The sequence below is a fragment of the Mesotoga infera genome (assembly GCF_900157305.1).
Classification (GTDB): domain Bacteria; phylum Thermotogota; class Thermotogae; order Petrotogales; family Kosmotogaceae; genus Mesotoga; species Mesotoga infera.
The window spans coordinates 16,637-42,920 of the sequence record NZ_LS974202.1; the positions used below are offsets into that span (position 1 = coordinate 16,637).

At 46.5% G+C, this 26,284-nt stretch carries 25 protein-coding genes and 1 riboswitch; of the genes, 18 read left to right on the forward strand and 7 right to left on the reverse strand.

All coding sequences use genetic code 11. The features are described 5' to 3' along the window. Positions 1 to 29: 29 nt before the first annotated feature. Both MESINF_RS00070 and MESINF_RS00075 read right to left on the reverse strand, forming a co-directional pair. Complete coding sequence (locus MESINF_RS00070; RefSeq protein WP_169697937.1) at positions 30 to 1,508, reverse strand: phytoene desaturase family protein; 1,479 nt, start codon at positions 1,506 to 1,508, stop codon at positions 30 to 32. Between the two features lie 41 nt (positions 1,509 to 1,549). Then, positions 1,550 to 2,785 carry a GGDEF domain-containing protein gene (locus tag MESINF_RS00075; protein WP_169697938.1) on the reverse strand — a complete coding sequence of 412 codons (1,236 nt, stop codon included), beginning with the start codon at positions 2,783 to 2,785 and terminating at the stop codon, positions 1,550 to 1,552. Between the two features lie 699 nt (positions 2,786 to 3,484). Here MESINF_RS00075 and MESINF_RS00080 point away from each other — a divergent pair. Together MESINF_RS00080 and MESINF_RS00085 are read left to right on the forward strand one after the other, a co-directional pair. Continuing rightward, the gene (locus MESINF_RS00080; protein WP_331838480.1) at positions 3,485 to 3,838 is read left to right on the forward strand and encodes an HD-GYP domain-containing protein; all 354 of its coding nucleotides are present in this window, start codon (positions 3,485 to 3,487) and stop codon (positions 3,836 to 3,838) included. Then, positions 3,813 to 4,100, forward strand: a complete 288-nt coding sequence (locus MESINF_RS00085; protein ID WP_169697940.1) for an HD domain-containing phosphohydrolase — start codon at positions 3,813 to 3,815, stop codon at positions 4,098 to 4,100. Before MESINF_RS00080 ends, MESINF_RS00085 begins: the two co-directional genes overlap by 26 nt. A 4-nt stretch (positions 4,101 to 4,104) precedes the next feature. On the opposite strand, the gene MESINF_RS00090 is transcribed toward MESINF_RS00085, so the two are convergent. After that, on the reverse strand, positions 4,105 to 5,373 hold the full coding sequence (locus tag MESINF_RS00090; protein WP_169697941.1) for an HD-GYP domain-containing protein: 1,269 nt from the start codon (positions 5,371 to 5,373) through the stop codon (positions 4,105 to 4,107). 581 nt (positions 5,374 to 5,954) lie between these two features. On the opposite strand from MESINF_RS00090, the gene MESINF_RS00095 reads away from it, so the two are divergent. Both MESINF_RS00095 and MESINF_RS00100 read left to right on the forward strand, forming a co-directional pair. Then, positions 5,955 to 7,247 carry an NUDIX domain-containing protein gene (locus MESINF_RS00095; RefSeq protein ID WP_169697942.1) on the forward strand — a complete coding sequence of 431 codons (1,293 nt, stop codon included), beginning with the start codon at positions 5,955 to 5,957 and terminating at the stop codon, positions 7,245 to 7,247. Between the two features lie 5 nt (positions 7,248 to 7,252). Next, positions 7,253 to 8,119 (forward strand): ADP-ribosylglycohydrolase family protein, encoded by an 867-nt coding sequence (locus MESINF_RS00100; protein WP_169700713.1) that lies wholly within the window; start codon positions 7,253 to 7,255, stop codon positions 8,117 to 8,119. Positions 8,120 to 8,157: 38 nt separating this feature from the next. Here the strand turns inward: MESINF_RS00100 and MESINF_RS00105 are convergent, their stop codons facing one another. After that, positions 8,158 to 10,866 (reverse strand): HD domain-containing phosphohydrolase, encoded by a 2,709-nt coding sequence (locus MESINF_RS00105; RefSeq protein WP_169697943.1) that lies wholly within the window; start codon positions 10,864 to 10,866, stop codon positions 8,158 to 8,160. A gap of 171 nt (positions 10,867 to 11,037) precedes the next feature. Between MESINF_RS00105 and MESINF_RS00110 the strand changes: the two genes are divergently transcribed. From MESINF_RS00110 to MESINF_RS00120, 3 genes are all read left to right on the forward strand, one after another. After that, on the forward strand, positions 11,038 to 12,132 hold the full coding sequence (locus MESINF_RS00110) for a transposase (protein WP_169697944.1): 1,095 nt from the start codon (positions 11,038 to 11,040) through the stop codon (positions 12,130 to 12,132). Between the two features lie 682 nt (positions 12,133 to 12,814). Beyond that, positions 12,815 to 13,081, forward strand: a complete 267-nt coding sequence (locus MESINF_RS00115; protein WP_169697945.1) for a transposase — start codon at positions 12,815 to 12,817, stop codon at positions 13,079 to 13,081. 11 nt (positions 13,082 to 13,092) lie between these two features. Next, a complete protein-coding gene (locus MESINF_RS00120; RefSeq protein WP_169697946.1) occupies positions 13,093 to 13,881 on the forward strand; it encodes an IS3 family transposase in 789 nt (262 codons plus the stop codon). A gap of 75 nt (positions 13,882 to 13,956) precedes the next feature. Here the strand turns inward: MESINF_RS00120 and MESINF_RS00125 are convergent, their stop codons facing one another. After that, a complete protein-coding gene (locus MESINF_RS00125) occupies positions 13,957 to 14,097 on the reverse strand; it encodes a hypothetical protein (RefSeq protein WP_169697947.1) in 141 nt (46 codons plus the stop codon). A gap of 175 nt (positions 14,098 to 14,272) precedes the next feature. Between MESINF_RS00125 and MESINF_RS00130 the strand changes: the two genes are divergently transcribed. Together MESINF_RS00130 and MESINF_RS00135 are read left to right on the forward strand one after the other, a co-directional pair. Continuing rightward, entirely contained in the window at positions 14,273 to 15,040 is a 768-nt protein-coding gene (locus MESINF_RS00130; protein WP_169697948.1) for a nucleoside phosphorylase, read from the forward strand. 143 nt (positions 15,041 to 15,183) lie between these two features. Next, positions 15,184 to 15,735, forward strand: coding sequence for a GNAT family N-acetyltransferase (locus tag MESINF_RS00135; RefSeq protein ID WP_231936784.1), 552 nt, complete (start codon positions 15,184 to 15,186; stop codon positions 15,733 to 15,735). Between the two features lie 285 nt (positions 15,736 to 16,020). Here MESINF_RS00135 and MESINF_RS00140 read toward each other — a convergent pair whose 3' ends face one another. Next, entirely contained in the window at positions 16,021 to 17,286 is a 1,266-nt protein-coding gene (locus MESINF_RS00140; protein WP_169697949.1) for an NAD(P)/FAD-dependent oxidoreductase, read from the reverse strand. 38 nt (positions 17,287 to 17,324) lie between these two features. After that, positions 17,325 to 18,389 (reverse strand): Ldh family oxidoreductase, encoded by a 1,065-nt coding sequence (locus MESINF_RS00145; RefSeq protein ID WP_408631283.1) that lies wholly within the window; start codon positions 18,387 to 18,389, stop codon positions 17,325 to 17,327. Positions 18,390 to 18,605: 216 nt separating this feature from the next. Between MESINF_RS00145 and MESINF_RS00150 the strand changes: the two genes are divergently transcribed. The 9 genes from MESINF_RS00150 to MESINF_RS00190 all read left to right on the forward strand — a co-directional run bounded on the left by MESINF_RS00150 (position 18,606) and on the right by MESINF_RS00190 (position 26,282). Then, the gene (locus MESINF_RS00150) at positions 18,606 to 19,187 is read left to right on the forward strand and encodes a flavin reductase family protein (RefSeq protein WP_408631260.1); all 582 of its coding nucleotides are present in this window, start codon (positions 18,606 to 18,608) and stop codon (positions 19,185 to 19,187) included. 390 nt (positions 19,188 to 19,577) lie between these two features. Next, positions 19,578 to 20,348, forward strand: coding sequence for a SagB/ThcOx family dehydrogenase (locus tag MESINF_RS00155; RefSeq protein ID WP_169697951.1), 771 nt, complete (start codon positions 19,578 to 19,580; stop codon positions 20,346 to 20,348). Between the two features lie 2 nt (positions 20,349 to 20,350). After that, a complete protein-coding gene (locus MESINF_RS13600) occupies positions 20,351 to 20,794 on the forward strand; it encodes a hypothetical protein (protein WP_231936786.1) in 444 nt (147 codons plus the stop codon). 176 nt (positions 20,795 to 20,970) lie between these two features. Further along, positions 20,971 to 21,139: riboswitch (Lysine riboswitch) on the forward strand. Positions 21,140 to 21,215: 76 nt separating this feature from the next. Beyond that, positions 21,216 to 22,181, forward strand: coding sequence for an aspartate-semialdehyde dehydrogenase (locus MESINF_RS00165; protein ID WP_169697952.1), 966 nt, complete (start codon positions 21,216 to 21,218; stop codon positions 22,179 to 22,181). 1 nt (position 22,182) lies between these two features. After that, complete coding sequence (locus MESINF_RS00170) at positions 22,183 to 22,899, forward strand: diaminopimelate epimerase (protein ID WP_169697953.1); 717 nt, start codon at positions 22,183 to 22,185, stop codon at positions 22,897 to 22,899. Next, entirely contained in the window at positions 22,869 to 23,750 is an 882-nt protein-coding gene (gene dapA, locus MESINF_RS00175) for a 4-hydroxy-tetrahydrodipicolinate synthase (protein ID WP_169697954.1), read from the forward strand. Before MESINF_RS00170 ends, dapA begins: the two co-directional genes overlap by 31 nt. Further along, positions 23,747 to 24,397: a 4-hydroxy-tetrahydrodipicolinate reductase gene (locus MESINF_RS00180; RefSeq protein WP_169697955.1), complete on the forward strand. Its 651-nt coding sequence runs from the start codon at positions 23,747 to 23,749 to the stop codon at positions 24,395 to 24,397. Before dapA ends, MESINF_RS00180 begins: the two co-directional genes overlap by 4 nt. Further along, entirely contained in the window at positions 24,379 to 25,083 is a 705-nt protein-coding gene (gene dapD, locus MESINF_RS00185; RefSeq protein WP_169697956.1) for a 2,3,4,5-tetrahydropyridine-2,6-dicarboxylate N-acetyltransferase, read from the forward strand. The genes MESINF_RS00180 and dapD overlap by 19 nt, the downstream gene beginning before the upstream one ends. Next, complete coding sequence (locus MESINF_RS00190; RefSeq protein ID WP_169700720.1) at positions 25,083 to 26,282, forward strand: aspartate kinase; 1,200 nt, start codon at positions 25,083 to 25,085, stop codon at positions 26,280 to 26,282. The genes dapD and MESINF_RS00190 overlap by 1 nt, the downstream gene beginning before the upstream one ends. Positions 26,283 to 26,284: the final 2 nt, after the last annotated feature.

Below are 26,284 nucleotides of genomic sequence, written 5' to 3' on the forward strand. Positions count from 1 at the left end.
GCTGAATATTTTGCACCTGATCCGGCTTTTTACATAGCAGAGGCGAGAAATCGCCTCCTTTCTCTTTTGCACAGGAATTTTACGGTATTCCTCCCCATCGCGGCACATCCGTAGAGATTCGTCCCACCGACTGAGTGGCCGATCACATAGAAGTTCTTCAAGCTCTCGAGGGTCAAGGGCCTGTTTAAAAAACCCCTGAGTGCGTCTTTGAGGCGGAAATCTTCTTTCCGGCCAAAGCCCTGACCGTTGGAGGTATATCTTTTAGTGGTCGTCGGAGTGGCCACGTCGATGATCTCCACCGTGTCGCCAAGACCGGGAAAGATTTTTTCGAGAACCTGTATAGTGTTTCCAGCTATCTTTCTCTTTTCGTCTTCGTAGGCCTGCCTGTCTTTGTAGAGCCCTTCCCAGTAAGAGTAACTGGTGTCGTACATGACCTTCAAGACTGTTTTCCCTTTCGGAGCCATTGAAGGATCATAGCCATAATTAAGGATGCTGAGCATTTCACGTTTCTCCCCGGCTATTTCAGGAGGCCTGTCCGGAAAGAACGCTATCGAGTTCGGCATCTGAGAAAGGTCCATGCCCACCCCCAATGACACATGAATCGCCATCATCATTCTATCTATCGGTTTGGAGTACATCAAACGCAACCGGTCGGTCAGATATCTGTCGTCCAGGAGCTTCATGAAAGTGTCGTAGCCGTAGATGTCTGAGATAACGTAATCGGCCGTGACTTTCTCTCCGCTCTCGAGTCGTACTCCCGTTGTCACGCCGTTATCGGTGAGCACCTTCTCGACACGCGTTCTGTACCTGAGCTCGCCTCCCAGTGAGAGGAAACGCTTCTCGACGGCCTTGGAAAACTCGTAAGACCCTCCTGGATAACGTCCGTACATCTTTCGATCGGAACCGGCCATGACCGCCAGATGAAGAGTGAGTGGGATGTTTTTCCAGCCGTACTGAATAACCGGAAAAAACTTTCTGAGAATTGGGCTGGAGAATCTTTCAGCGAATTTATCCACACTCTCTCTAGAATACCTGCCACTTTTCACGAGTGTGGGAATATTTTTCAGCCAGTCGCCGAATTTCCAGAAACCAACTTCCATAAGTTCGATCCTGGAAAGAAGTTTTATGGCCTTTATGTACTCTTCGATGGTATCCGAGTCCTCAGGGGCAAGGCTCTTCATCTCTTCTTCTAGCCTATCTGTATCGTAATATACTGTGAACGTCCTTCCCGATTCATCGATCACCTTAACCAGCTCTTCCGGAAAGAAGGCCTCTTCAGGCGTCGCTCCCAGATCACTCCACATTTTGTATAGAGCGCTTTCCGGCTTCAAGCCTGCAAAATGACGGATACAGCCGTCAAAAGTAAAACCGCCACGATTCCAGGAAGTACATAATCCACCGGCCCTTTCGCCGCTTTCAAATATCGTTGTCTGAAAACCGTTCATTCTAGCATAACATCCGGCGGCCAGGCCGCCTATTCCTGCACCAATAACGATTATTTTCGACATTTCAATCCCCCATGGTCTTGCGATTCTTAAGACCCGGCGCGTCAATGCTGCTGGTGTACGTAAACTCCGTTACGGCCCTTGCTTTTGGCCCTGTACATGGCTACATCGGCAAGCTGATTCAACTCTCTGGCGCTCATACCCTCCCGCCACTGTGCGACGCCGATACTCAAAGTAATTTCCGGATCGCAATCTTTTTTCGTTGCCGATAGATCGCTTCGAAATCTATCTACTATCCTCTCACCGATAAGCCTGGCCCTTTCAAGATCTGTCTCCGGCAGTATTATAGCAAACTCATCTCCACCCACGCGAGAACAGATATCGGTATTTCTCGTATAGAGCTTGATCTTTCTGGCCACCATCTTGAGGGTTTCGTCACCCACGTCGTGACCGAACTCGTCATTGATTTCTTTGAATGAATCTACGTCTATTATCATCAACGAGAGAGGTCTTCCATAAAAGCGTTGCTTTCTGATCAATGAGCTCAATCTGACATCGTGATACCTCTTGTTGTGAAGACCGGTGAGGTAGTCGATGTTGAGGGCAGTTGATCTATCGATGGCCAGCCTGCTTAAGATGTAAGTCCCTAGCAGTAAGATCAGAAGAAATGGGAAGATTATTAGCCGTCTGATTTTGCTTAACAAATTCTCTATATAATCGAAGGAGAAATCCACTCCAACAACTCCGACCACTTCGCCCATCGATCGATTCACAATCGGCGCGTACCCGGTCACGAATTTCCCCCAGAATTCCCAGTTTACGATATCCGTAGCCCCCGTTATACCCTCTTTGAAGACCCTCAGCTCCAGCTCGCCCATGTTATCTGCCGTTCCAATTGGAGAGAAGAGTTCGCTACTAGGATCTTCACCGTCTATTAAGTAAGCAATTTTCAAATCTGATAGCTTCTTTTCGGCGAAAACGAAGGTCGCACCGGTTTTTTTCTTCAATTCCCGGAATAGAGTTTGCATTCTGTTGTAGTAATCGGTATCGTATTCCTGTCGATCATAATCTTCGACTTTCGCTAGCGCGATGAAAGGTTCAATATCCTGCTCTATAAATTTAGCGGCGGTGAAGGCCACATTCACGGCATTGTTTCCCAGTTCGTTAACAATGAGATTGCGGATGCTGTCGTAAAGAAAGTAACCGGATAAAGACAAAAAGATCGATATTAAAAAGAAGAAAAAAAACCACGTTTGAAACAGCCTAATTTTAAAGTTTTTGGCACACAGGTTCACCATTGTTTTTTCTTTCTCGTCAGGCGTTCTTGTTGAAGCACCCATCGCTTAATCATCTCCCGCAAGTTTTGGGTTTGTTACTTAAAACATACATATCGATCACATCGCAATAAATATACTACCGATAGGCTCAGGTGTCTATGAATACATTTACTAAACTTAAGATACTTCAAAATTAATGAATCAAATGTATCAATCATATTTATGATCCTAAGAATAAAATATAGCAACATCACCACCAAACTCAATTTGCGTATTTCAAGCCGGAGGAACGGGGGGAACTTAAAACCAATATCCAGTTAGGAGCTGTGGGGGTGAACACGCGTTGTGCATTGTGAGTAAAAGAATCGAGATGCCGGATCGGAGTCCGGCATGACGGAAAGGAAGAGCCTGTCTTAAGGAGCCTACCCTAAAATGCTCCTATTCAGGGCTCAAATTCAGGACTCTTATACGGGATCCCGCTATTCCACTCTTCCCGGTGGGCGTTTCTCTGTTAATTCAAAATGTATTGTTTGAGACTTGAGTTTTTTCAACGATTTATAGTATCATTACTTATTAACTCGCGAGGGAGTTGTCTGGCGAATTGCTTATACGAGTATCTTTAAGACCAATTTCACCTAAATCCTCCTTATAGTTAGTGATCAATGCAGTGGTACCTCCAAGATTCTATTTTCCTGTTTTTTATCTAATTCCCTCGCGTTTCTTCTCTTTCTTCTCGTTTTGATCCAAACGATACTGTCTCTGGTGTGGTTGTCAATATTCACAGTCAAGAGCAGGTTCACAATAAATCATACGGAAAGGATAGTATATCTCTTAAAACTACTGGCGGAGAAGGCTCATCTGGGAGAGGAGAGAATGATGGAAGTCCTTTTCACCTCGAAGATTCACGACCCAGGAAAGATGGCGACACCGATTTCCATTCTTGAGAAGCCCGGTAAGCTTTCCAGTGAGGAGCAATACATAATGCAGAAACATGTCTTCGACTATTTTCTCATTGTAGGAGGCTGGGAAGCTCTCGAGAAGCACAGGCTGCTCGAATGGGGTGTCGATCATCACGAGAGATTCGACGGAAGTGGTCACCCTTGGGAAAAGAGATAGGCTCGGAATAGAATCCAGAATCATAATGCTTGCAGATGTCTTCATAGCCTTGATCGAAGTTAGGCCTTACAGAAAAGGCATGTCTTTAAGAGAAGCTCTAGATGTTATAGCCAGACAGGTCGCCCAGGGCATTCTGGATGACTTTGTGTTTGCGATGCTCAAGAATCTTATCGATGAAGGTCTTGACTTCTCAAAGGTCGAGAAAACGAAAAATCCCTTCTTCGAGAGAGCTCCTATACCCTATGATAAACCAAGTATTTAGCGATTCATTTGACTAACTCATCTGCATCGCTTTCCAACTTTACCCAGGTATCTCCGCTAGCTCCTCTATCACTCAATACCTCTTCAAGCTCTGGAAGCGCCTTGAATAGCTCGGACACTATCTTCTGGTCCAGCGGCATCTCCGTCATCATCTCGGCCGCTTCTGCAAAGGTATAGGCATCCCGGTAAGGTCTATCTGCTGTGAGGGCTTCAAAGACATCTGCGACTGCGAGAATCCTCACTTCAAAGGGGATCTCCTTGCCCTTCAGCCCCCGAGGATATCCGGACCCGTCTTCCCGTTCATGGTGCATGTATGCGTAAGGTACATATTTGCCGAGATATTTGAACTGTTCAAGCAGATTCTTCCCGCGCTCAGGGTGGTTTAACATCACTTCCCATTCGATTTCGTTCAAAGGACCACGCTTTCTTAGAATACTTGTCGAGATTCCCATCTTTCCTATATCGTGAAGCTTGGCACCGTTGACAAGCTCGACAAGCTTCTTCTTCTTGAGTTTAAGTCTCTTTCCAAGGATCTCCGCTATCTTTGCCACGTTCTTTGAATGGTAGGTTGTGTAAGGATCCTGTAGCTCCCACATATAGACTGTAGTCTGCAGACCCTGGGTCTGATGATACCTGGAAAAGGCGATCGCAAGAACTTCCATCATCAGGAGAACTCCAATCAACCCGGAGATAAAGGCGTGAAACACCAGCCAGTTGTACAGGTCGTAACCCTTTATATCGACATGAAGACCATACGCAAACAATTCGTCCCCTTTATTTGAAAAGCTTATTCTATCGGCCATGGAAAGGCTTTCAAGAATTCGATGTTTGTCTATTGAAACCATTACAACAAACCCTTCGGCGGTATTGTTTGCCAGGCTGTCCCTCACGTTCATATAGGCATAAAGCTCTTCATTTGCCACGAACAACTCATAGTCCTCAGCGATCGAGAATTCTTTCGGTCTCTCAATTACATCTATGGATCTCACAGGAGAAATATCGTTGAGTATTTCTTCAAACATGCTGTCAATGAACTCCATGTTCTCAGTTTCAAACGCATTGAACATAGCATTCCACTGAAAATAACCGATGGACAGAGTCGTTAGAAGAGCGTCAACGGCTTTCTGGTAGATTTCCGAGTAAACCCTTTGGGTGTATGCAACTGTTTCGGACTGGAAAACATGAAACGGCAAGAACATGAGCGAGAACATAATGAGAAAGACAACGAAGACCAACTTGGGTCCGGCGAACCTCAGTTCCGAAAATCCTTTCACAAGAAATTCCCCCTATTTTCCACATCCCCGGATCATTTTTGTTTAATTCTATTGATTAGATCAATAAAATTATAATAATTACTATATCATGCGGATATTCAATTCTGATGTTTCCTGTAAGATTTATGTTTTCATTTGGAATGTAAAAAGTGGACTGTCAAGGAAAAGAAGATTTTTACATCGCTTTCCTGTTGGAGGGTAGATAATGCGATACATGGTAAAGCTGCACCATTTTTTACGGTACCCAATAAACAAATCGGCAACAATTGAGGTAATCCGGAAAAGTATCGTTGAACACAAACTTCGAGAAAGCAAGAAAAAAACGTTAGAAATAGTGCCGTTACTCTGGACAAGAGATCATCTCTGTCACCCTTTTTAGGAGTTTCCACACTGAACACCTCTTTTATTTCCCGGAAGAGCCTCTTTCTCGGTCCTCAATAACAACTCACACCCTTTACCCGTACCCACCATTGTTCTCAGCAGAAGCTTTTCAGTGCATACAAAAGGCGTGATATTATCTTTTATATCAAAAGATGCAACCGAGGCACTGGTTCGAACGAAGCTTGAAGGGAAGTGAAGGAATGGAAATGCAACAGGACAGGTTCTACAGGCTGTCGGATAACCCCAAGAATATTCATATTTTGCGCAAAATCGTCGATGCAGCCAGAGAAGACGAGAGAATCGTCTCGGTTGTTTCTTACGGTTCATACACGCGAGAGGACTTCGACAGGTTTTCCGACATAGAGTTTTACTTTTTCATAAGAGACGACTCGGCGTCCGATTTCGATGACGAGCTATGGTTGAGGGAGGTCGCTCCTGTGGAGTTTTATTTCACCAACTCCCATGGAGTAAAGACTGCGGTTTTCACCAAGTTTTTCGTCAGAGGGGAGTTCCACTTTCACTTCGAAAGTGAAATTACCATACTCGATAGCTGGAAGGGGGTTGTACTCCCCGGCGACCCGGAGAGAACCGTGCTCGTTGATAAATCCGGGGCATTCAGAAAGAAGATCGAGCAGTTATGCCAGATCAAACCTGTACTGGATAAAAAGGCCTCGTTCAAGCAGAATTTCCTCGAACTGGCCAACGGAATCATCATGGAGTGGAACGTTCTCAGTAGAAAGGATCTTTTCAGGGCGAGCACGCTGCACAGCATGAATTTACACTATCTCGCCAGGCTTTTTTCGCTGGTGCACGGGAAAACCGACCATCTGTATTCGCCGAGGCTTCTAGAGAAATTCATGAACGAGGATGAGTACAGGAGTTTCTCCGAATGCTTCGCGGGACTGAATTTCGACTCGCTGAGAGAAGCTCTGCAGAAGATGGCACTACTCTCGGCAAAACTCCCGCAGGAGAATGGAGACGCTGACACGGCCAGAGCCAGAAGAGCGATCCTTGAAAGAGTAGTAGAGAGGTCTTACAGGGTGGAAGGTGTAATCACGGATGGAGAGAAGGTGCTTATTATAAAGCATAGTGGAAACGACGGCCGGCCCGACGAATGGCTGCTTCCTGGCGGTGGAAAGGTTGCCGGGGAATCCGACGAAGCGGCGGTGAAGAGAGAGGTTCTCGAAGAAACCTGCCTGGATATCGAGCCTGCGGGTATGATTGCAGAAATCGAGCTGCCGGAGGATGGATTGTATTACTCGGCTAAGATGTTCCACTTCATATATGACGGTTCGGATCCATCACCCGGCTCGGAACCGGAAGACGTGAACGGAAACTACTACACCATCTCGGAGTTAAAGTGGATCGACCTCAGCGATCTATCTTCGATCGCAGCGCGGTACAAAACCTTTCCCCGCATGTCCGAAAGGCTTGAAGCGATAAGAAGTCACCTGCTCAGGATGAATCGCCAGGGTAGAGAAGAGACGGTGTGAAAACCATGTTGGGGGCGATCGTTGGCGATATCGTGGGATCTAGATTCGAGTTCGATAACTACCGAGACAGGGATTTCGAACTGTTCGCCAGGGGCTGCTTTGCCACCGACGACAGCGTGATGACACTCGCAGTTGCAAAGGCTTTGATAGAAACGGAAAGGAGCGTCGATACGTCGATAAACGACTACAGACTGGACGACAATTACCACCGGCTGCTGGGTGAATTGACGATCAGATACATGCGGGAAATTGGGCGAAAATATCCCGATTGCGGTTACGGCGGAATGTTTGCACGCTGGATGTTCAGCGACAACCCAAAGCCGTACAACAGCTTCGGCAATGGAGCGGCCATGCGTATCAGCCCGGCCGGATTTATCGCCCGAACGGAAGCCGAAGCGGTGAGCCTTTCCGAAACGATAACCTCCGTTACGCACAACCACAGGGAAGGCATCAAAGGGGCGGAGGCGACCGTCATCGCCATCTTTTTGGCGCGTCAGGGTTTTTCGAAAGGAGAAATACGCGACAGGATCTCGAAAAGTTACTACCCACTCGATTTCACAATCGACGGGATTAGATCTTCGTACAGGTTCAACGAGATCTGCCAAGAAACAGTGCCTCAGGCCATTGAATGTTTTCTTGAATCTGATTCGTTCGAGGATGCTATTCGCACTTCGATATCTCTCGGTGGCGATAGCGATACGATCGGCGCAATAACCGGTGCGATCGCACATGCGTACTACGGCGTGCCAGCTTATATCGGTGCGAAGGCGCTGACTTTCCTTGATGAAGAACTGAGGGCCATCTACGATGAATGGGAAGTTTTTTTCGGTAGAGATGGCGACCGCGAATACCGGAACGGCCAACCCCGCTAGACTGTTATCTTCGGTCTGGTGACTGCCGTACAGTCGGCTCAAGCGCTCTTGTCAATTGTCTGAACAAAAAGCCCTGCGAGATTCGGGTCGAATTGCTTTCCGGCGCTTTCCTTTATGACCTTAACGGCCATTTTCTTTCTTTCGTCGAAGGGACCGTCTCCCCGGTTAAGTACACGATCATAGGTCTCCGCTATCGATATGATCCTCGCTATCAACGGAATCTGCTCGCCTTCAAGTCCTCTCGGATAGCCTTTACCATCCCATCTTTCGTGGTGGCTGTAGGCGTATTCGGCGAGATCCAGCGTTTCATCGAAGAGATTCAAGATACGGTATCCTACAATAGGATGCTGCCTAACTTTTTCCCGCTCTTCCTCGGTCAAAGACTTCAAATTATCTTTTGACAGCAGACTTTCTTCGAGTACTATTTTACCTATATCGTGCAAATAACCGGCCCGCTTGAGCACGTTGATCTCAGTCTTTGAGAGATTCAGTGTAATTCCTAGCTCTCCGCATAATTGGCTGACGGACAGTGAATGCTGCTTTTCCCTTGGGTACTTTGAATGCAAAGTCTCGATAATCGTGTCGATGATATCTCTGTTAGCCGATTTACGATTGATGGTCTTGTCCTTGTACATCATATTTTCCGCGTTGGCCATCATTTCTTCCAGCGACTGATGGCTGCTCGTTTTCGTGTCTACGCCGAGCGAAACACTACATTTTATCGCTTCAATACGGGCGTTCGAAAAACCGGTCTTGATTAGCGAGAGAACTTTTTCGACCTCTCCTTTATCTGTTTTCGGCAGAAGTATCACGAATTCATCGCCGCCGACGCGTGCTATTACATCGCCATTTCTGCAGGATTGCCTGAGAATATCGGCCGACTTTTTTATAAGTTCGTCTCCAGCGACATGACCGAACACATCGTTTGTCATCTTCAGACCATTTATATCTGCGAAGATCACAGAAAGCGGTAGATTGTCGGGAATGTCTATTTTATCGCGGTTGCTCTCGAAACAACTTCTGTTGTAAAGACCTGTCAACGCGTCATGACAGCTAAGGTATTCGATTTCCGCCTCTCTCTTTTTACGGTCGGTTATATCCGTAAAAGTGATGACTCCACCGACGACCTCGCCGTTTTTTATTTGAGGATACGAACGGTACTCCACATCGAAACAGGTACCGTCGGCCCTCCAGAAAACCTCGTTGGCGGCTTCGAACCCTTTGCCCTGTCCGATCGACATGAAAATCCTGCACTCGTCGATTGGAAAGGGTCTTCCGTCACGATGGCTGTGATGAATCTGCAGGTGCATATTCTTTCCCAACAATTCCTCCTGACTGTTGTATCCCAGCATTCTGATACTGCTGATATTACAGAAGGTGCATTTTCCATCCATATCGATTCCGTAGATCCCTTCTGCGGTTGAGTTCAGAATTAGCTGGAGCTGATTTTTATTTTCTTCCAGCGCCGCGTTTGCGCTGTGGAGTTGCTCTGTTCTCTCCTTTACACTGTCTTCCAGGTTGTTTATGAGAAACTGCATCTTGTCCGCAACCCTGTTCAGGCTTTCCGATATGCTTCCTATTTCGTCGTTTCTTACTATTTCTACACGCCTCGATAAATCCCCCGAAGACAGCGCAGCGGAGACATCGAAGAGCTCCTCTATGGGCCTGATTAGCCTGCCAATGATCATATGATAAGCGACAAACGATACAGCCAGGGCAAAGGCCACGAGAAGGGCTGTCAGATAAACGCTTGCGACCACACTGTTCATGTAAAGCCCTTCGGGGACCGCAGATAACAATATCCAGTCGATGCCAGGCATCTGAATCTCGCGCGCGTTGACAAAAAACTTCTCCTTCCCGCCGCGGTAAGCAAAGACGGATTCCCTGCTCGTTGAGTATTGAGCGTACTCTTGTTGAATATCCCGGTCTTCCATTTCACTTATGGTAGTTCTTTTCAATACACCGTCGGGAAGGACGGAAAAGTTGTCGATCCCCATCGAATTGGCGATTAGCGCGCCCGTGTCTTTTTCGAAAAGAATCGCGTAACCGTTATAATCGTCCATGGTATCCCTGAGAAAGGCTCCGACGCTTGAAAGGAGCATATGCGTTCCCATTACGCCGCGCAGGTTGCCATCTCTGTCGTAAACGGGCCATGCGGCAGAAATGGTGAGATCGTTCATCACGAAATGTTTGTAGATGGGTGAGAAGGCGGGGCCTGCCTCTTTCTGCGCGGCTTTGTACCACGCGCGCGTCCGCGGGTCGAATTTTCCGGCCACGACGACTCGCTCGCCCGCCGTCAGGTCTTCGTTCACCGAATAGTACCAGGAATTGCCCCCGGTAGAAGTGTTGTTCCTCATTATTTCGATAACGCCGTTCTCGTTTCTGCGGGCTCCGTAGTATTCCCCGTTTTCCGTGCCGTAGCTGAAGCTGTATATCTCCTCTCGCTGAGAGCTCAAAACTCCGACGAAAAACTTGTCCCTGAGCTCTTCATCGGACAGGTCGAGAATTCCGTTCTCAATGATCTTTCGATTGACATCGTTGATATGGACAGGCTCTTGCATGAAAGAGACGACTCTGCTGTAGATGCCTTCTCCAACAGTCTCTACAATATTCTCAGCCATTTTTTCTGCCGAGGATAACCATCTATTGAAAATCAGGTATCCGATGCCGCCTATCGATAAAACCAGCGTCAGTATGAACATGATCCTAATTGAATTTTTGATAGAAACATCTTTTCTACTCTTCATAGATCCCATCTTCTCTCATCGACACTTGAAGTGATGCCAATCTCTTTTGAAAACATAACTCAACTTATGCATTTTGACTTAACCAAAAGAAGGAAATAGGACAGGGTCATTGAAAAAGGCATGAAATCATCGTATATTCGTGGTGACGAAACCTTACGAAAGGATGATTTCATGCCCACAACGAATATATCACAGATTATCTCGGATGTCATCGGTTCAGTTCGCTTCCTACGTATAGAGCAGAGAAGGTTTGTTGAAGGGTATTCCTGTGCCCTCTTCCTGTCCGCTCATAAGAACACCAGCAGACTGGCCCCCTTCTGTTCTTCTTCTCAGTCATCCATCTCGAGAATGTTGAGCTCTCAGTCACTCTCCACAAGAGACCTTTCATACGCGAGAGTAGATTACATCTCTAGATTCCTCCAGGAGAATTTTCTCGAGTTCAAGTACATCATTCTGGACGAGACTGTCATGAAGAGGAGAGGAAAGAGAATCGAGAATCTCGGGAGCTTCTACTCAACCATAGAGAATAGAATCGTGAGTGGAGTCTCTCTCTTGAGCGCTATAGGCTGGGTGAAAGATAAACTCTACTTCCCTCTCTTCTCCTCTTTGAGAGACGAAGAGAATCTCACAGACCAGTTCATTCGAATGCTCGAGAGAATCCCCTTCAAAGATACTATCCTCATGATGGATGGAGGAATACTCTGCTCGGAGATATTTCTGAAGGCTATGGAAATGGGTTTCACAGTAATCGGAAGACTCAATCCTGTACTGAATGTTATCTTTCAGGGGCGCAAGCTCCATCTGTCCAAATTGAGAGACAAAACTCGCGGTCTCTCTTCTATCATTGTGAAGATACCCAAATACAACAATGCCACTGTCAAGCTTGTCTTTCATAACACAGACCAAGAGAACAGAATCATCCTCTCAAGCGATACTTCTCTGACCGATTGGGAGATCCTTGAGCATTATAGGAAGAGAAACTACATCGAGACCTACTTCAAAGCAGTCAAGCAGAACTTCGGTCTCAAGGCTCAGGTCTTCTCCTCTACCAGTTTTCAGAAGCATGTAGAGCTTGTCCAGCTTGCCTTCACTACATGGATGATCGCCAACTTCTATCGCTCTGTCAAAGACCAGGTCTCTCTCAGGGATTTCCTTGAACTGATCAAATTCGATTACTTCTTCCAATTAGCTCGAAGCTCTTCCGCTAGCGACTCTTCTATCCACTTCCTTCTTCCTCGCTTTGTTAACTCGAAGTGCATAAGTTGAGATAAGGAGCCTCTCTTGAAACACTGCACGCGCCTAGCTTCTTGATTGAAAAGAGCGTCGGCGACTATTTTTAATTTTTCTCTTCACAATTTTAGCAAAACTATGCCAGCGTTACCGTCGCGTCTACCTTATCGATAAAACTTCGAAGCGGCGTGTCTTATATTTTGCCGCATGGCATAGTTCAAAATGCGGGCAAGTGTTGACACCAACTTTCACAGGGTTTTGAACGGCGGTCATAACGTAATGTGAAGACCAGAGAACCAGCCGGACAAAAACGTACAAAGTCTGGATAAGGAATAAGGGACATCTCCTAACGCTCCTTCCGTAATCTTATCGGTATTTTTGCACCGTATCCAATGAACAAATCGGCAACAATTGAGGTAATCTAGAATAGGGTCATTAAGCACGAACTTCGAGAAGGCAAGAGTAACAACCGTTAGAAATAGTGCCGTTACTCTGGACAGGAGATCATCTCTGCCACCCTTTTTGGGAATCTCCACACTGAACACCTCCTTCATTTTCTGGAAGAGCCTCTCTATCTTCCATCGCTTTTAATATGTCTGCGATGCTTCTCCTTGAAGCTCGAATCCTTCTTTCTCGATCTTCGGGTATTCTCTGAGTGGTCTGCTCCCCTAAAACGAGACAAAGTAAATGATAGACTTACTAAGGGAGGCGAACCAAAATGAAAGGGAAAAAGTACTCAATCGAGAAAATAATCCAGATCCTCTCGGAAGCAAAGATGACCTCAGTGACTGCCGTTTGCAGAAAGTACAACATATGCACAAGCACATACTATCGCTGGCAAGACAACTACAGCGGTCTATCTTCAAATCAGGCAAAAGAAATGGCTGTCCTCAAGGAGGAGAACGAATCCCTAAGAAAGCTTGTAGTTGAGAAGGAGCTGGAAAACCAGGCTCTCAGGGAGTTCATTAAAAAAAACGAGTCTTGAGAGATGCGGTGATGTTCTTGAAGGAGTTCGGTTTGCCAGCCAGGATCATCTGTGAAGGCTTCTCAATATCCAGGGCTAAGCTCTACAGGTTGCTGGCCCCTTCAAAGATAGATCCATTATCATCCACAATGGCGGCGATCGCTTACGAACACCCGGAATATGGTTACAGAAGGATTCACGTTCTCCTCAAGAGAGAAGGCATTAAGGTCAATCACAAGAAGGTCTACAGGATCTACTCACAGCTCTCTCTGCAGAAACCAGTCAAAGCCTCGAGAAAGCTCAAGTGCAGCAAACCTATACATCTCGCCACTCCAGAGTATCCGGCTCATGTATGGTCCGCTGACTTCCTTGAGTTGTACCTGAGAGGTAGAAAGCTCAGAATCCTTATTGTGATCGACGATTTCACAAGGCTCGTCGTTGGAACACTGGTAGATTTCTCCATCCCCGCATCCAGAGTGTTGCTGGTCATTGAAAAGTCAATAGCCCTCTATTCAAGACCAAGAATCTTCAGAACTGACAATGGCTCCGAGTTCAAAGAGTGGAGACTTAACAGGTTCCTCTCCAATGCCAGGATAAGGCATGAATTCATAGAGAAGGGCAAGCCACAACAGAATGGCTTCAGCGAGTCATTCAACGCCAGATTCGAGGATGAATGCCTCAGAATGCTCGATCTCAACCTAATGCCCTTGAAAGAGATTAAGCAGGCTATCTATGGCTGGATCAAAGAGTATAATTGTCAAAGACCACATTCGAGCATCGCTTATGAAACACCGATCAGATTCCATATTCTCAGTTACTGATTCGCGAGTGATGATTCACAGTGAATCATCACTATTGAGACACTCTTTATGCAACTCTTTCTCTTTATACTTGTCTCACTTTTGGGGGCATATCATGAGCCTTCCCTTAACCCGTTTATACGCAGGTATTGTCTCTCTCACCGCTTCTTTCACTTTTCTTATGTCCTTTGGTGTTATCATTTCTTCGGGACTCTCTCCTTTCGTTTTGTTTTTCACACAAAAAACATTCTATATGGAGTTGAGTCCCTTTTCTTTCGCCTTATTCCTTTCTTCGCTTATTTATTGGATACGGTGTCTTTATTACCGATGTTAGATCGGTTACAAAAGCGTCTATCTGCCGAAGCATAATCACTTCTTCTTCACTGCTAGAATCGTTGCAAGGGAGGCAGCCATGGAGAAGAGTTTACCCATTCACGAGCATGATTATGAAAGGCCCGCAATCATAGAACCGACGAAGGTCATCTCGCCGATCCCCGACATGCCCGAAAGGGCGGTAGTCATCTTCTATCAGGATGTAATCGACAGCCTGAACGAGAGAGGGCTTCTCGAGAAGATCGTGAACAGAAGAAGCGAAGTGGGTCTGTTTCCGGTCTACGGGATTGAGTACAAAGGAGAACGGGTGGCGCTTTTGAATCCGGGGCTCGGGGCTCCCTCTGCGGCGGGCTTTTATGACGAGCTGATAGCACTGGGTGTTAAGAAGACGTTAGCCTGCGGCTCGTGCGGGGTGTTGAAGAGAGAGATTCCAAGAGGCGAGATCATCGTGGTGGAATCAGCCATCAGGGACGAGGGGACCTCCTTCCATTACGTGGCGCCCTCTAGAGAGATATACGCCGATCCTTATGTGATCGAGATCATCGAATCAACATTGAGAGGGTTATCCATACCATACATAAAGGGAAAGACCTGGACAACCGACGCCTTTTACAGAGAGACGAAGAAGATAGTTAAAAGAAGAATCGATGAAGGTTGCATAACGGTCGAAATGGAGGCTTCGGCGCTCATGGCCGTCTCCCGGTTCAGAGATGTCGTCTTTGGCCAGCTGCTCTCCTCGGGAGACGATGTGAGCGGTGACGAGTGGGACAGAAGATTTCATCCGGAAGCTTCCAGTCACAAAGAGCGTGTATTCTGGGCGGCGCTCGAGTGTTGCCTGAGATTATAAATCTATTTATTGACAATCCAACCTTTTGCCGTGCATAGTGGCAAGTAGGAAAGGGTGAGAGCATTATAGAACCGATAAAGATTTCCCCAGGAGAACACCCAAGAGCAATAGAAATTCTGGCCGAAGCGTTCACCGCCGACCCGATGGTCAAATACGTAGCAAGCGAGAAGGCAAAGCAATACGTGAGTAAGATCTACGGAGTCATGTTCAAGGTCTATTCGACTAAAGGACAGGTTTACTTCGATTCGCCCGGGAAGAACGGAATGATTCTGTGGATCGACTCTGAAGAGGACCCGGGAATGAGCGCCTGGATCAGAGGCGGGGCGTTGAAAATGCTCACGTTTCCGGCGTGTTCGCTCGGCCGCCTTATGAAGGTCGGCAGGGGGGTCTCGAAGGTTCACAAAGAATGCATCAAAGAACATCACCTTCACCTGATCTTTATCGCCGTTTCGCCCGCTTCTCAGGGAAAGGGCGTCGGCGGGCGACTCATGGGCCTTTTTACGCATGAAGCAGACTCGAAAGCCCTCCCCTGTTATCTCGAAACCCAGAACCCTTCAAACCTGGGCTTCTACGAATCCTTCGGCTTCACCGTCGTAAAGGAAATCGAAATCTCGCCCGAACTTCGATCCTGGAGCATGGTAAGGCCGGTCGCAAAACACAAAACTGAGCCCAAGGGGCAGAGGCGAGAAGTTTAATGTCTACATTAACCGGAAATGGTTCTTCCTCAGAATATACTAGAGAACAAAGAAAAGAGCGTAAGATAAGGATAGGGAGACGTTCCTGATCAATATCTTGATGGAAGAAACTCTCTGGAGAAGCTAAAGGTGGTCGAACACTCATAATGAACCCCTATGAGGTAAGAGCTTTGTCAATTCTACACGCAAATAATCTCGCGGGCTTACCGCTGAAATTGTCCCAAACAATTGGGAGCGATCGATCCCAATGATTTTTGTTAACCTCACCGCTGTCAGCTAAAACCTTTATTTAAGCGAACTTCCTAGAAGTCTTCCGTGTCCGGTGGCATATGTAATCGATCTGGTGTGCCCACTGCAGTCGCCGATGAATTTGAGATTTCCATAACGATCGTTATCGATCTTGTTGGAGTAGAACTTCACTTCGACCGCATACATCAAGTTATCTGGGTATGCTACTCCCGGGATAACTTCACTGAGCTTTTCTATAAACTCCGTGATGGAGACAGAAATTCTCCTCGGAAGTACAAGGTTTATATCTCCGAGTATGAAATCGCTTTCCGGGAGGGTCGGCTTTACCCTTCCCAGTCTTTTGGTCCGCTTGGTTTGCATGAAATCTTCGTAAGTCTGTAGAATCACCTTACGACCACCGGCGAGAATGTTACTCAGCCGGCTGATATACGAGCCGTATCCAATAGGATCGTGAAAGGGTTCAGTGAATCTAGTAGTGCAAAGAATTGCGAAGTTCGTGTTTACTGAGCTTCCATCGGAATTAGAATGGCCGTTCACAGTGACGAAATCGTCATAGTTCTCCAGTACCACTTTTCCCGAAGGGTTGTTGCAGAAAGTTCGAACCGTATAACCCGTTCTGGTTTTCAGCCGGACTTTGAACTCGTACATCTCTTTGTTTATCTCCTCTACTAGATGGTCTGGCAATTCAAACCTCACGCCGATGTCCACGGTGTTGCTTGAGGCAACGATTTCCGGGTATTTCGAGGTTACTCCTTTGATCAGGCTGTGGCCGCTCCTGCCGACAGCCACGACTACATAATCGAAATCCGCCTCGAAATCTCTTCCCCTAAGTATAACTCTGTTGTCGGAAAAGTCTATATCTTCGACTCTGGAGTTGAAATGGAAGTGTATGTTCCTCTTTTGCGAGAACTCATCATATATTCTCGTAAGGACCGAGCCGAGCTTGTCAGTTCCGATATGCCAGAACATGGAATTCACGGGTTCGAAACCCTTCGCGTAAAAATTCTCGAAGAACTCGGATTTGCTGTCGAAGGACACTCCGGTTCTTACACTCTTCTTGTCCTCCTCATTCAGCTTGCCAATGTAAAAATCGACAACCTCCCTCTGTATAGATATGGGAATCTCAAGTTCACCACCCATTGTGCTCGATACAAAGATCTTTCCATCCGAGCGAATGCCGCTAATACTTGAACTATAGATATCCTTCGATCTCTCCAGAATATGTATTTCGTGATTGCTGTTCATTACCTCGCTAACGAAGCCTATGGCCGCGGCTCCAAAACCAACAACTCCAATCTTCATATATAAGAGTCTCTTTTGAGACTCCATCACCTCCACTTCTATTCCCAGACGAACTTGTAATTGTCCAACTTCAATTCATTTCTGAGCTGAACCAGTTGCTTCCTCAGAACATCGTTGAGGGGAGCTCCGCGGTCCTTTCTTTCGAGCCAGGCAAGATACTCTTTCTCGCCAGCCGTGTATATTCTCTCCTGCCCGAATGCTTTCCTGGAGGCTCTCAATTCTCTCAGTATGTCGCCCGTAGTCTTTTTGAATTCTTCGAGCGATGTAAAGACTTCAATGTTTATAGCTATGAAGAAATGACCTATCCTAATCGGTTTCTTCTCACCCCTATCACCTATACCAGTAAGCATTTTGAGGAAACTCCCTCCTTGAAGGGCCGCCGACAGGATCTCGACCACTGTTGCGTATCCATAGCCTTTGTAACCAGCTGTCTCTTCGCCTATGCCGCCCAATGGAACCAGAGCCGCTCCACCCGTGTTGAGATCGATAAGTATCTGTTGTGTATCCGTCCTAGTCTTTCCATCTGAACCTATCACCCAGCCTTCAGGTATCTCCTTACCGGCCCTCCCGTAAACCTCTATCTTTCCCCTCTGTGCAACTGATGTGGCGCAGTCGAGCAAGAAGGGGAATTCTTCATCAGTGGGCATTCCAAATGTCAGTGGATTGGTACCGAGCATATTTTCCACACCGAACGTCGGGGCGATGGAGGGCCGGGCGTTAGTGCCGGTTATACCGATCATGCCCTCTTCGATCGCCATGAGTGGGTAGTAACCGGCTATACCATAATGGGTCGAATTTCTGACTGCCACCATACCCATCCCGAATTTTCTGGCTTTTTCTATGGCTATTTTCATCGATCTATAAGCGATCACATGGCCCATACCATCATGACCGTCCACAACAGCCGTTGTTGGACTTTCTTTGACTATCTCAAATTCCGTAACCGGTTTCTGTATGCCTTCACGAATTCTATCTATGTAGATCGGTTTTAGCCTGCCGATTCCGTGAGAATCTATCCCTCTTTTATCGGAGGTTATGAGAACGTTAGCGCAGATTTTCGCATCTTCCTCGGGCACACCAACGCCTTTAAAGACATCTACCATGAAGTGTTCCAGCAGATCGAAATCAACCCATACAACATCTTCGTAAACACTCGACAAATCATTCCCTCCCTTTCATTTCATCACAGTGGAATTATACAATGGATCTGGCCGATAAGCCGGGCTACTACTTTGAAGGTTAGAGTTGTATTTACTGGAAATAATCGTGTAGAATTATTTATCAGAGAAGTATAGTTTCATGGGAGATGGGTGATTGCTTTGAAGGACAGAATAGGTGCCGGAATCTACATATATCCAATGCCTTTGGTAGTAGTGGGAAGTATGACAGAAGACAGGCCCAACTATACAACGGTAGCTTTCTGTGGAGTTGTTGAAGTTCAGCCTCCAATGATACAGATCACTCTTGCTAAAACACGTTTCAGCTGCAAAAATATAAGGGAATTCGAATCGTTCAGTATAAATGTTCCTTCCATGGATATGCTCAGAGGCGTCGATTTTATGGGTATCTATTCGGGTAAGACTACCGATAAGTCGGAACTTTTCAAAACCTTTTATGGGGAACTTAAGAACGCCCCCATGATCGAAGAGGCACCATTAAATATGGAATGTAAGCTTGTAGATGTCTTCGATTTTGGAGGTACACATGAGACTTTCATAGGGGAAGTTGTACAGAGCTATTGCTCGGAATTCTGCATAGTCAATGGTCTACCCGACATAAAGAAGATAAATCCCGCAACCTTCTCAGTTTACGATAATTCTTACTGGTCGTTGGGAATTCACCTCGGAAAGGCCTGGAACATCGGGATGAAATACACGCCTCCAAAGACGATCCACGACTGATCGGATTACAGAGTCTTTAACCTTCTATATAGACGACTCTTATGTCGGTTATGGGTGTCTAGTGGTTCCAAAAATACTTTTGTTGCACATTAAAAGTCTCTTGCAAACCTGATTGTTCTTAACAGGTTTAGCTGTTCGCTTGGATTTGAAGGCTACCCTGTCTCCGAACACGTATGTGACCTCTTAAATATGTATAGCTTCGGTATCACTTGTCGAGCAGAGAGTGTCGAAATAGTCATCTACCTTTGCTTTCCTCTTATAAGTTCGTAAATATACCGATATAACATCTACTAAGAGGGAACGGCTTTACCAAGTCCGCTGAACCTCGAGTTCTTTACACACAATAGCGTGCTAAACTTGGGTTATAGTAGATAACAAGGGAGGGTTTGAATGTTCACAAGAGATCAGGGAAGATACTTCATAAGCAACAGAATATGGGACGAGGAATCTGGCAATTCCCGGATATCCGATCAGCAGCTGGGAAAACCTCAACCGGCTCTTGAAAAACCTTTCATTGAAGAAGGCCTGTTACCCCTTCCAGAACCGTTTTCGGTAACTTTCAAGAAAAAAGATATTACATCGATAATATATGATAGAAGAAGTCGCAGGGTCTTCACGGATGAAGCAATGACTCCCGGAGAACTTTCGTATCTTTTGTGGGCCAGTCAGGGGATTAAGGAGATAATGGCAAACAATTACGCGACTCTGAGAACGGTACCTTCGGCCGGAGCCCGGCATCCTTTCGAAACATATCTTTATATCAATAGAGTCTCGGAAATGGAAAAGGGAATCTACCGTTACGTAGCATCGAAGCACTCGTTGAACCTATTGAAAGCGGGAAATTTCACCGATGAGATGGACGAGGCCAGTCTCAAACAACACTTCGTCGGCAATTCTGCCGTGACGTTCATCTGGTCTGTGGTTCCGTATAGAACTGAATGGAGATACAACCTTCACTCCTATAAAGTGATCCTTATTGATGCGGGTCATGTGTGCCAGAATCTTTACATCGCCTGTGAGGCTTTAGGTTTAGGAACGTGTGCAATTGGTGCTTACAATCAAGATAAGATAGACAAGCTTTTAAACCTTGACGGAGAGGACGAATTTGTGGTCTATTTAGCTCCGGTCGGCCGCTACAATGAAAGAGGGAATCAAAAGTGATCTTGAATGACTTAGAAAGAAGGTTGCTTAATCAGATATACGCGAAGGTTTCAGGGCGAGAAAAGAGGTATCTGCCCGTGGATGTCCTGGCCACCGAAAGTGGTCTTTGTCCCGAAGAGTTCAGCAAGGTTTTGGCATTTCTAAATGAAGAGGATTACGTAGAAGTAAAACCCTTCAGAATGCTAAGAATAACCCACAAGGGAATATTAACTTGTGAAGAGTGTGAAGTCCCCGAAAAGAGAGAAATACGGAATAGAGTTATGGAGAAAATCAAAGAGCTCTCACAAGGAGATACAGAAGCTTTCGTCATCATCGACGCGCTTGCCGGTGAACTGAACTTAATGAGATACGAGTTGTTCGATATTCTTAATTACCTTCAGGGCGAGGGGCTGGTAAAGATTCACTCGAGGATCTCCGTCTCTATTTGCGAAAAGGCACTGGGATGACACCTTGTTCGTTTTTGAAGCTTAAGTCCTGTCCTCTCAAAAAAGATCTAGGCAGCCACTATCTTCACTACAAGAGAAACGGTGTCAATCGAAGATACAAAGAAAATGAACAATTTACTGTATATTTTCATTATCAAATTCCAGTCAGAAAAGCACGTGCTATAATCAAGCGAAAGTAACCCAACGGAGGAGCACCCGTGAAGAGTAGACGTCCATCAGGGAATCGGGGCGGATCGAAAGGCTAGGGTGCCGAAGGGGATGGGAGCCCCAGATCCTGTCGCCCTGGGCATACGGAGAATATCCGTATGACTGTCACGGAGGAGTCCGTGGAGAGCCGGTGGGTTTGGAATAAGCGATTATTTCAAACCATTAGGTGTTCCCGGTCTCATTCGGGAACACTTTTTATTTTGGAGGTGAGGCTATGAAACTCGCAGTCGTTGGAGCCACCGGCGAAGTTGGCCGGATGATGCTTAAAAAGCTTGAAGAAGAATCGATTGAGCCTGATGGGATAGACCTTTTCTCCTCTAGCCGAAGTGCCGGGAGTCTTATGAAATTTACCGGAAAGAGTGTAGAGGTTAGAGAGCTTAGAGAGGATTCTCTACGAACGTATTACGATTATGTCCTTTTCTCAGCGGGGGCTTCCGTTTCAAAAGTTTTCGCTCCTATTGCCGCATCTTACGGAGCGGTTGTTATAGACAATTCTTCAGCCTTCAGGCAGAGTGAAGGTATCCCCCTTGTGGTTCCGGAAATCAATGGTTTTCTTTTAAAAGACTACAGAGGAATAGTAGCTAATCCTAACTGCTCGACTATACAGATGGTTTTGTCACTGTATAAAATACACAGGAAATTCGGCTTGAGAATCGTTGTTGTATCCACCTACCAGGCCGTGTCGGGTGCCGGGAACAGGGGGATTGTCGAGCTGGAGAAACAGGAAGCCGGATCACAGGATCATGCGGTATTTGTAAGAAAAATCCACAGGAACGTGGTTCCTGTTATAGGCGATATACTCGAAAACTCCTTTTCTGTTGAGGAGATGAAGATGGTCAACGAAACCAGAAAGATACTGGGCGACTCTAAAATATCCATCTGGCCGACCACAGTGAGAGTCCCGGTTATGCATGGCCATTCCGAAGCGATTTTCTGCGAAACCGAAAAACCCTTCGACCTTGAAGACCTCAGGGTAGAGCTTCGGGCGAGCGAAGATGTCGTTTTGACCGATGAAAAGTTCACACCGGCAGAGATAGCCGGATCGGATCTTGTTTATGTTTCAAGAATAAGATCATTTGACAGTCATCGTTTTCTGTTGTGGAACGTGGCCGACAACATCAGGGTGGGTGCTGCCACAAACGCCGTGAGAATTCTGAAGATGCATGCGGGAGGTGTATAGAATGAAAGGAGCCAATTATTCGGCCACTGGTAATACCTTTCTAGTTGTCGATTCAAGAGAGGAAAGACTTGATGATGTGACCAAACACAGCATCGTGATTAAGAACGTTGGAAATAATGACGGCGTCATTTTCGTCGAAAAGGGCTTCATGGATTTCTACAACCGCGATGGTCTGAGAGCAAGCTTCTGTGGTAACGGCGCAAGGACTTACGCATTTTTCATACATGAAAAAGAGGGAAGGGATAGGATCAGTTTCAAAAGTATGGCCGGCGAGATCGAAGGAGTAGTCTCGCAAGGAATTGTTAGCATTAGAATGCCTGACCCGATCCTAACCGGAAGTTTCGAGGAGGAGGGGTTCTCAGGAGAGATAATAACCGTGGGAGTCCCCCATATAGTAATAGAAGGCAACACGGAGAAGATTGACTGGGAGCTCCTTGTACCTCTAAGACATCTCTACGATGCCAACGTGAACGTTTATTCGGTCATCGAAAGGGGAAAGTTGCGTATAAGGACATACGAACGCGGAGTAGAAGCCGAAACCGGTGCCTGTGGAAGCGGTGCCACTTCTGTGAGCTGGATATATGCGAAAAGGACAGGTCTAAGGAGAGTGGAATTGAAGGCAAACGGGGGCTGGCTTACAGTTGCTTTCAAAGATGGAAAGGCCTATCTCGGAGGAGGTGTAGAGAAATGTTCAGAGGAACTGGAACTGCTCTGGTAACACCATTCAAGAACGGAAAGGTCGATTACGATTCCTTCAGGAGGTTTTTGAGATTTCAGCTCGATGGTGGGGTTGAAGCCCTTATCGTTCTAGGCACAACTGGTGAATCACCCTGCGTAAAGGACAGCGAGCGAAAAGAACTTATCAGGATTGCCATAGAGGAATCAGGTGGGAAAGTTCCCGTGATAGTTGGAACGGGTACCAATTCAACGCAAAAGACAAGAGAACTAAGTTCGAGAGTCTTCGATGACGGTGCCGATGGTGTACTGGTGGTAACGCCCTATTATAACAAACCAACTCAGGAAGGCCTTTACAGACATTACGGTGAACTGGCAACACGTGTGGGTGGTCCGATCATCATTTATAACGTCCCCGGAAGAACAGGGGTCAATATGCTTCCGGAGACGGTTCTAAGATGTGCAGAGTTTGATAACATAGTCGGTATAAAGGAAGCAAGCGGAAACCAGTATCAGGTCGATTATCTCATCTCGAACGTCAGAACCAGAGGGTTGGCTTTAAAAATCTGGTCAGGCAACGACGATCAAGCCTTTCATCTCTGCTGCAGCGGAGGAGACGGTGTTATATCGGTACTCTCCAATGTTGCTCCTGCCGATACAGTAGCCATGATAAAGGCTGTTCTGGCCGGAGATCTAGAAAAGGCGCGAGAACTTCATCTGAGACTCTTGCCACTTATGAACGCACTCTTCGTCGAAACGAATCCCATACCCGTCAAATACGCCGTGCATCTTCTTGGATATTGTGAAAACGAGCTGAGGTTGCCTCTTGTGGAATTGAGTGAAAAAGGCATAAAGGCAGTTGAAGAAGCGATGAAGGCGAGTGGGGTGTTATGAGATACGGACTTGTGGGATCTTCCGGGAGAATGGGACACGAGATCAAAGAAGTCTTTTCGGCTCATGAACTGGTTCTCGAAGTAGATGAAAGCGGTATTTTCAGACGTGGGGAGCCGAACGTTTTCGTAGATTTTTCCAATAGGTCTGTACTTGCAACAACTCTCCAGCTATGTTCTCAATACGGTGCCGGCTTAGTGATAGGCACAACAGCCCTTGCAGAAGAAGATATGAAGGCTATCAAAGAGTTATCAAACCATGTTCCGGTAGTTCAGAGCTATAACTTCTCGACCGGAATCAACATATTGAAAATACTGCTCAGAGAATCGGCTTCTCTTTTCGAGGGAATGGATGTGGAGATAATTGAGACCCACCACAATAAAAAGAAGGATGTCCCATCCGGTACAGCCATAATACTTAAAGAAGCTCTCGGAAGAGAAGTGCCTGTACATTCTCTGCGTATCGGGGGCGTACCTGGTGATCACACGATATTTTTTGCCAACGAAGGAGAGGTTTTACAGATATCTCATCATGCGATTTCACGAAGAGTTTTCGCGATTGGTGCCCTCAGAGCTGCCGAGTTTTGTGTGAGCGCGAAAAATGGCTTCTATTCATTCGAGGAGGTATTAAGATGGACGCAGAAACGATAATAAAACTCATCAGTCAGTCGAAGAAGAAGACACCGGCGGTTTGTTACATCAGTGGAAAGCTCCATGGAATCGGATCTGATGAACTGACATACGTCGGTGGAGAGGACTTCGGGATAGTTATCGGAGACCTGAAAGAGATAAAAGCCTTTCTCGAGAGAAACAAAGAAGTCATTTCAAACTACCATCTTGAAGTGAAGGCAAGGAACTCCGCCCTTCCTCTTGCCGACCTCACGAAATACGAGGCCAGGATAGAACCAGGTGCCATCATTCGCGATCTAGTTGAGATCGGAAAGAACGCGATAATCATGATGGGGGCAGTGTTAAATGTCGGTTCAGTCATAGGAGAAGGAACGATGATAGATATGAACGTCGTGGTTGGGGGACGTGCCCTAGTCGGTAAGAACTGTCATATCGGCGCTGGAGCGGTTCTCGCAGGAGTAATCGAGCCTCCAAGTGCGAAGCCGGTAGTTATAGGCAACGGGGTTCTTATCGGTGCCAATGCCGTCGTTCTCGAGGGCGTGACGGTGGGTGAACACTCGGTTGTGGCCGCTGGCGCGGTTGTTACCAAGGATGTTCCCCCATTTTCAGTTGCTGCTGGCATACCCGCGCGGGTTATAAAGCAGTTCGACGAAAAAACGGCGAGTAAAACACAACTCGTTAAGGAACTGAGGGAGATTCAACAATGATGGTAGTTCAGAAGTACGGTGGTTCATCTGTGGCCGATATAGAGAGAATAAAAAATGTCGCTGCTAGAATAGAGAAGAGAGTGAAGAATGGTGATAAACTGATCGTGGTAGTTTCAGCCATGGGTAAAACTACCAACGAGTTGATCGCTCTCGCTGGGAAAATATCGTCTCAACCCAGCCCACGTGAGCTCGATATGCTTCTAGCGACCGGCGAGCAAGTTTCAGCGGCTCTCCTTAGTATCGCCCTGATGGAACTTGGTGTCAGATCTATCTCCTACAATGCTTTTCAACTCAATATAAACACATTCGGTGAGTTCAGCAATGCCAGGATCGCCGACATAAATCTCAATAAAATCTATTCTGAACTCGAAGCCAGAGACGTTCTCGTGGTCACAGGTTTTCAGGGCATAAATCCGGAAGGCGATCTGACGACACTTGGAAGAGGTGGATCCGACACATCTGCCGTGGCGATTGCGGCGAAAGCCTGTGTGCCATGCGAGATATACAGCGATGTTGCCGGAATATATACGTGCGATCCCAAAGTGCATGAGAAAGCAAGAAAACTGGAATATATAACATACGATGATATGCTCGAACTCGCAGCTCTGGGTGCGAAAGTGCTTCATTCACGTTCTGTGGAAATAGCCAAGAAATACAACGTAGAGCTTATTTGTCTCTCATCTTTCAGTGAAGAAGGAGGTACCAGAGTGGTGGCGAAATTGCCAGAATGGCTCGAACAGCCTGTGGTAACGGGTGCTACAATAGATACCAACCAACTAAAAGTGACCGTCAATTATCTCCCCGGCGATACAGATATACTCAGCAGAATATTCAACGCCGTTGCGAAGGCCAGCTTCAATGTTGATATGATTTCGGTAGTCAATGAGAACGGTCACTCCCACCTCACCTTTACCGTTCTATCGGCCAACCCGGCGGCTATTCGAAGGACCATTGAGAGTGTCTTGAAAGATATCGATGGTTGGGAACTCACACTCGACGACAATGTGGCGAAGGTATCTACTGTGGGGGTCGGTATGAGATCGAGTGCAGGGGTTGCTGCCAGGTTTTTCTCCTCGCTCCAGAAGGCCGGTGTTAGAATAATTGCAACAACGACTTCGGAGATTAAGATATCTGTGCTAGTTCCCCGAACCGATGCGAGCAAAGCTTTAAGAGTATTGCTCGACGAATTCGATCTATAGGG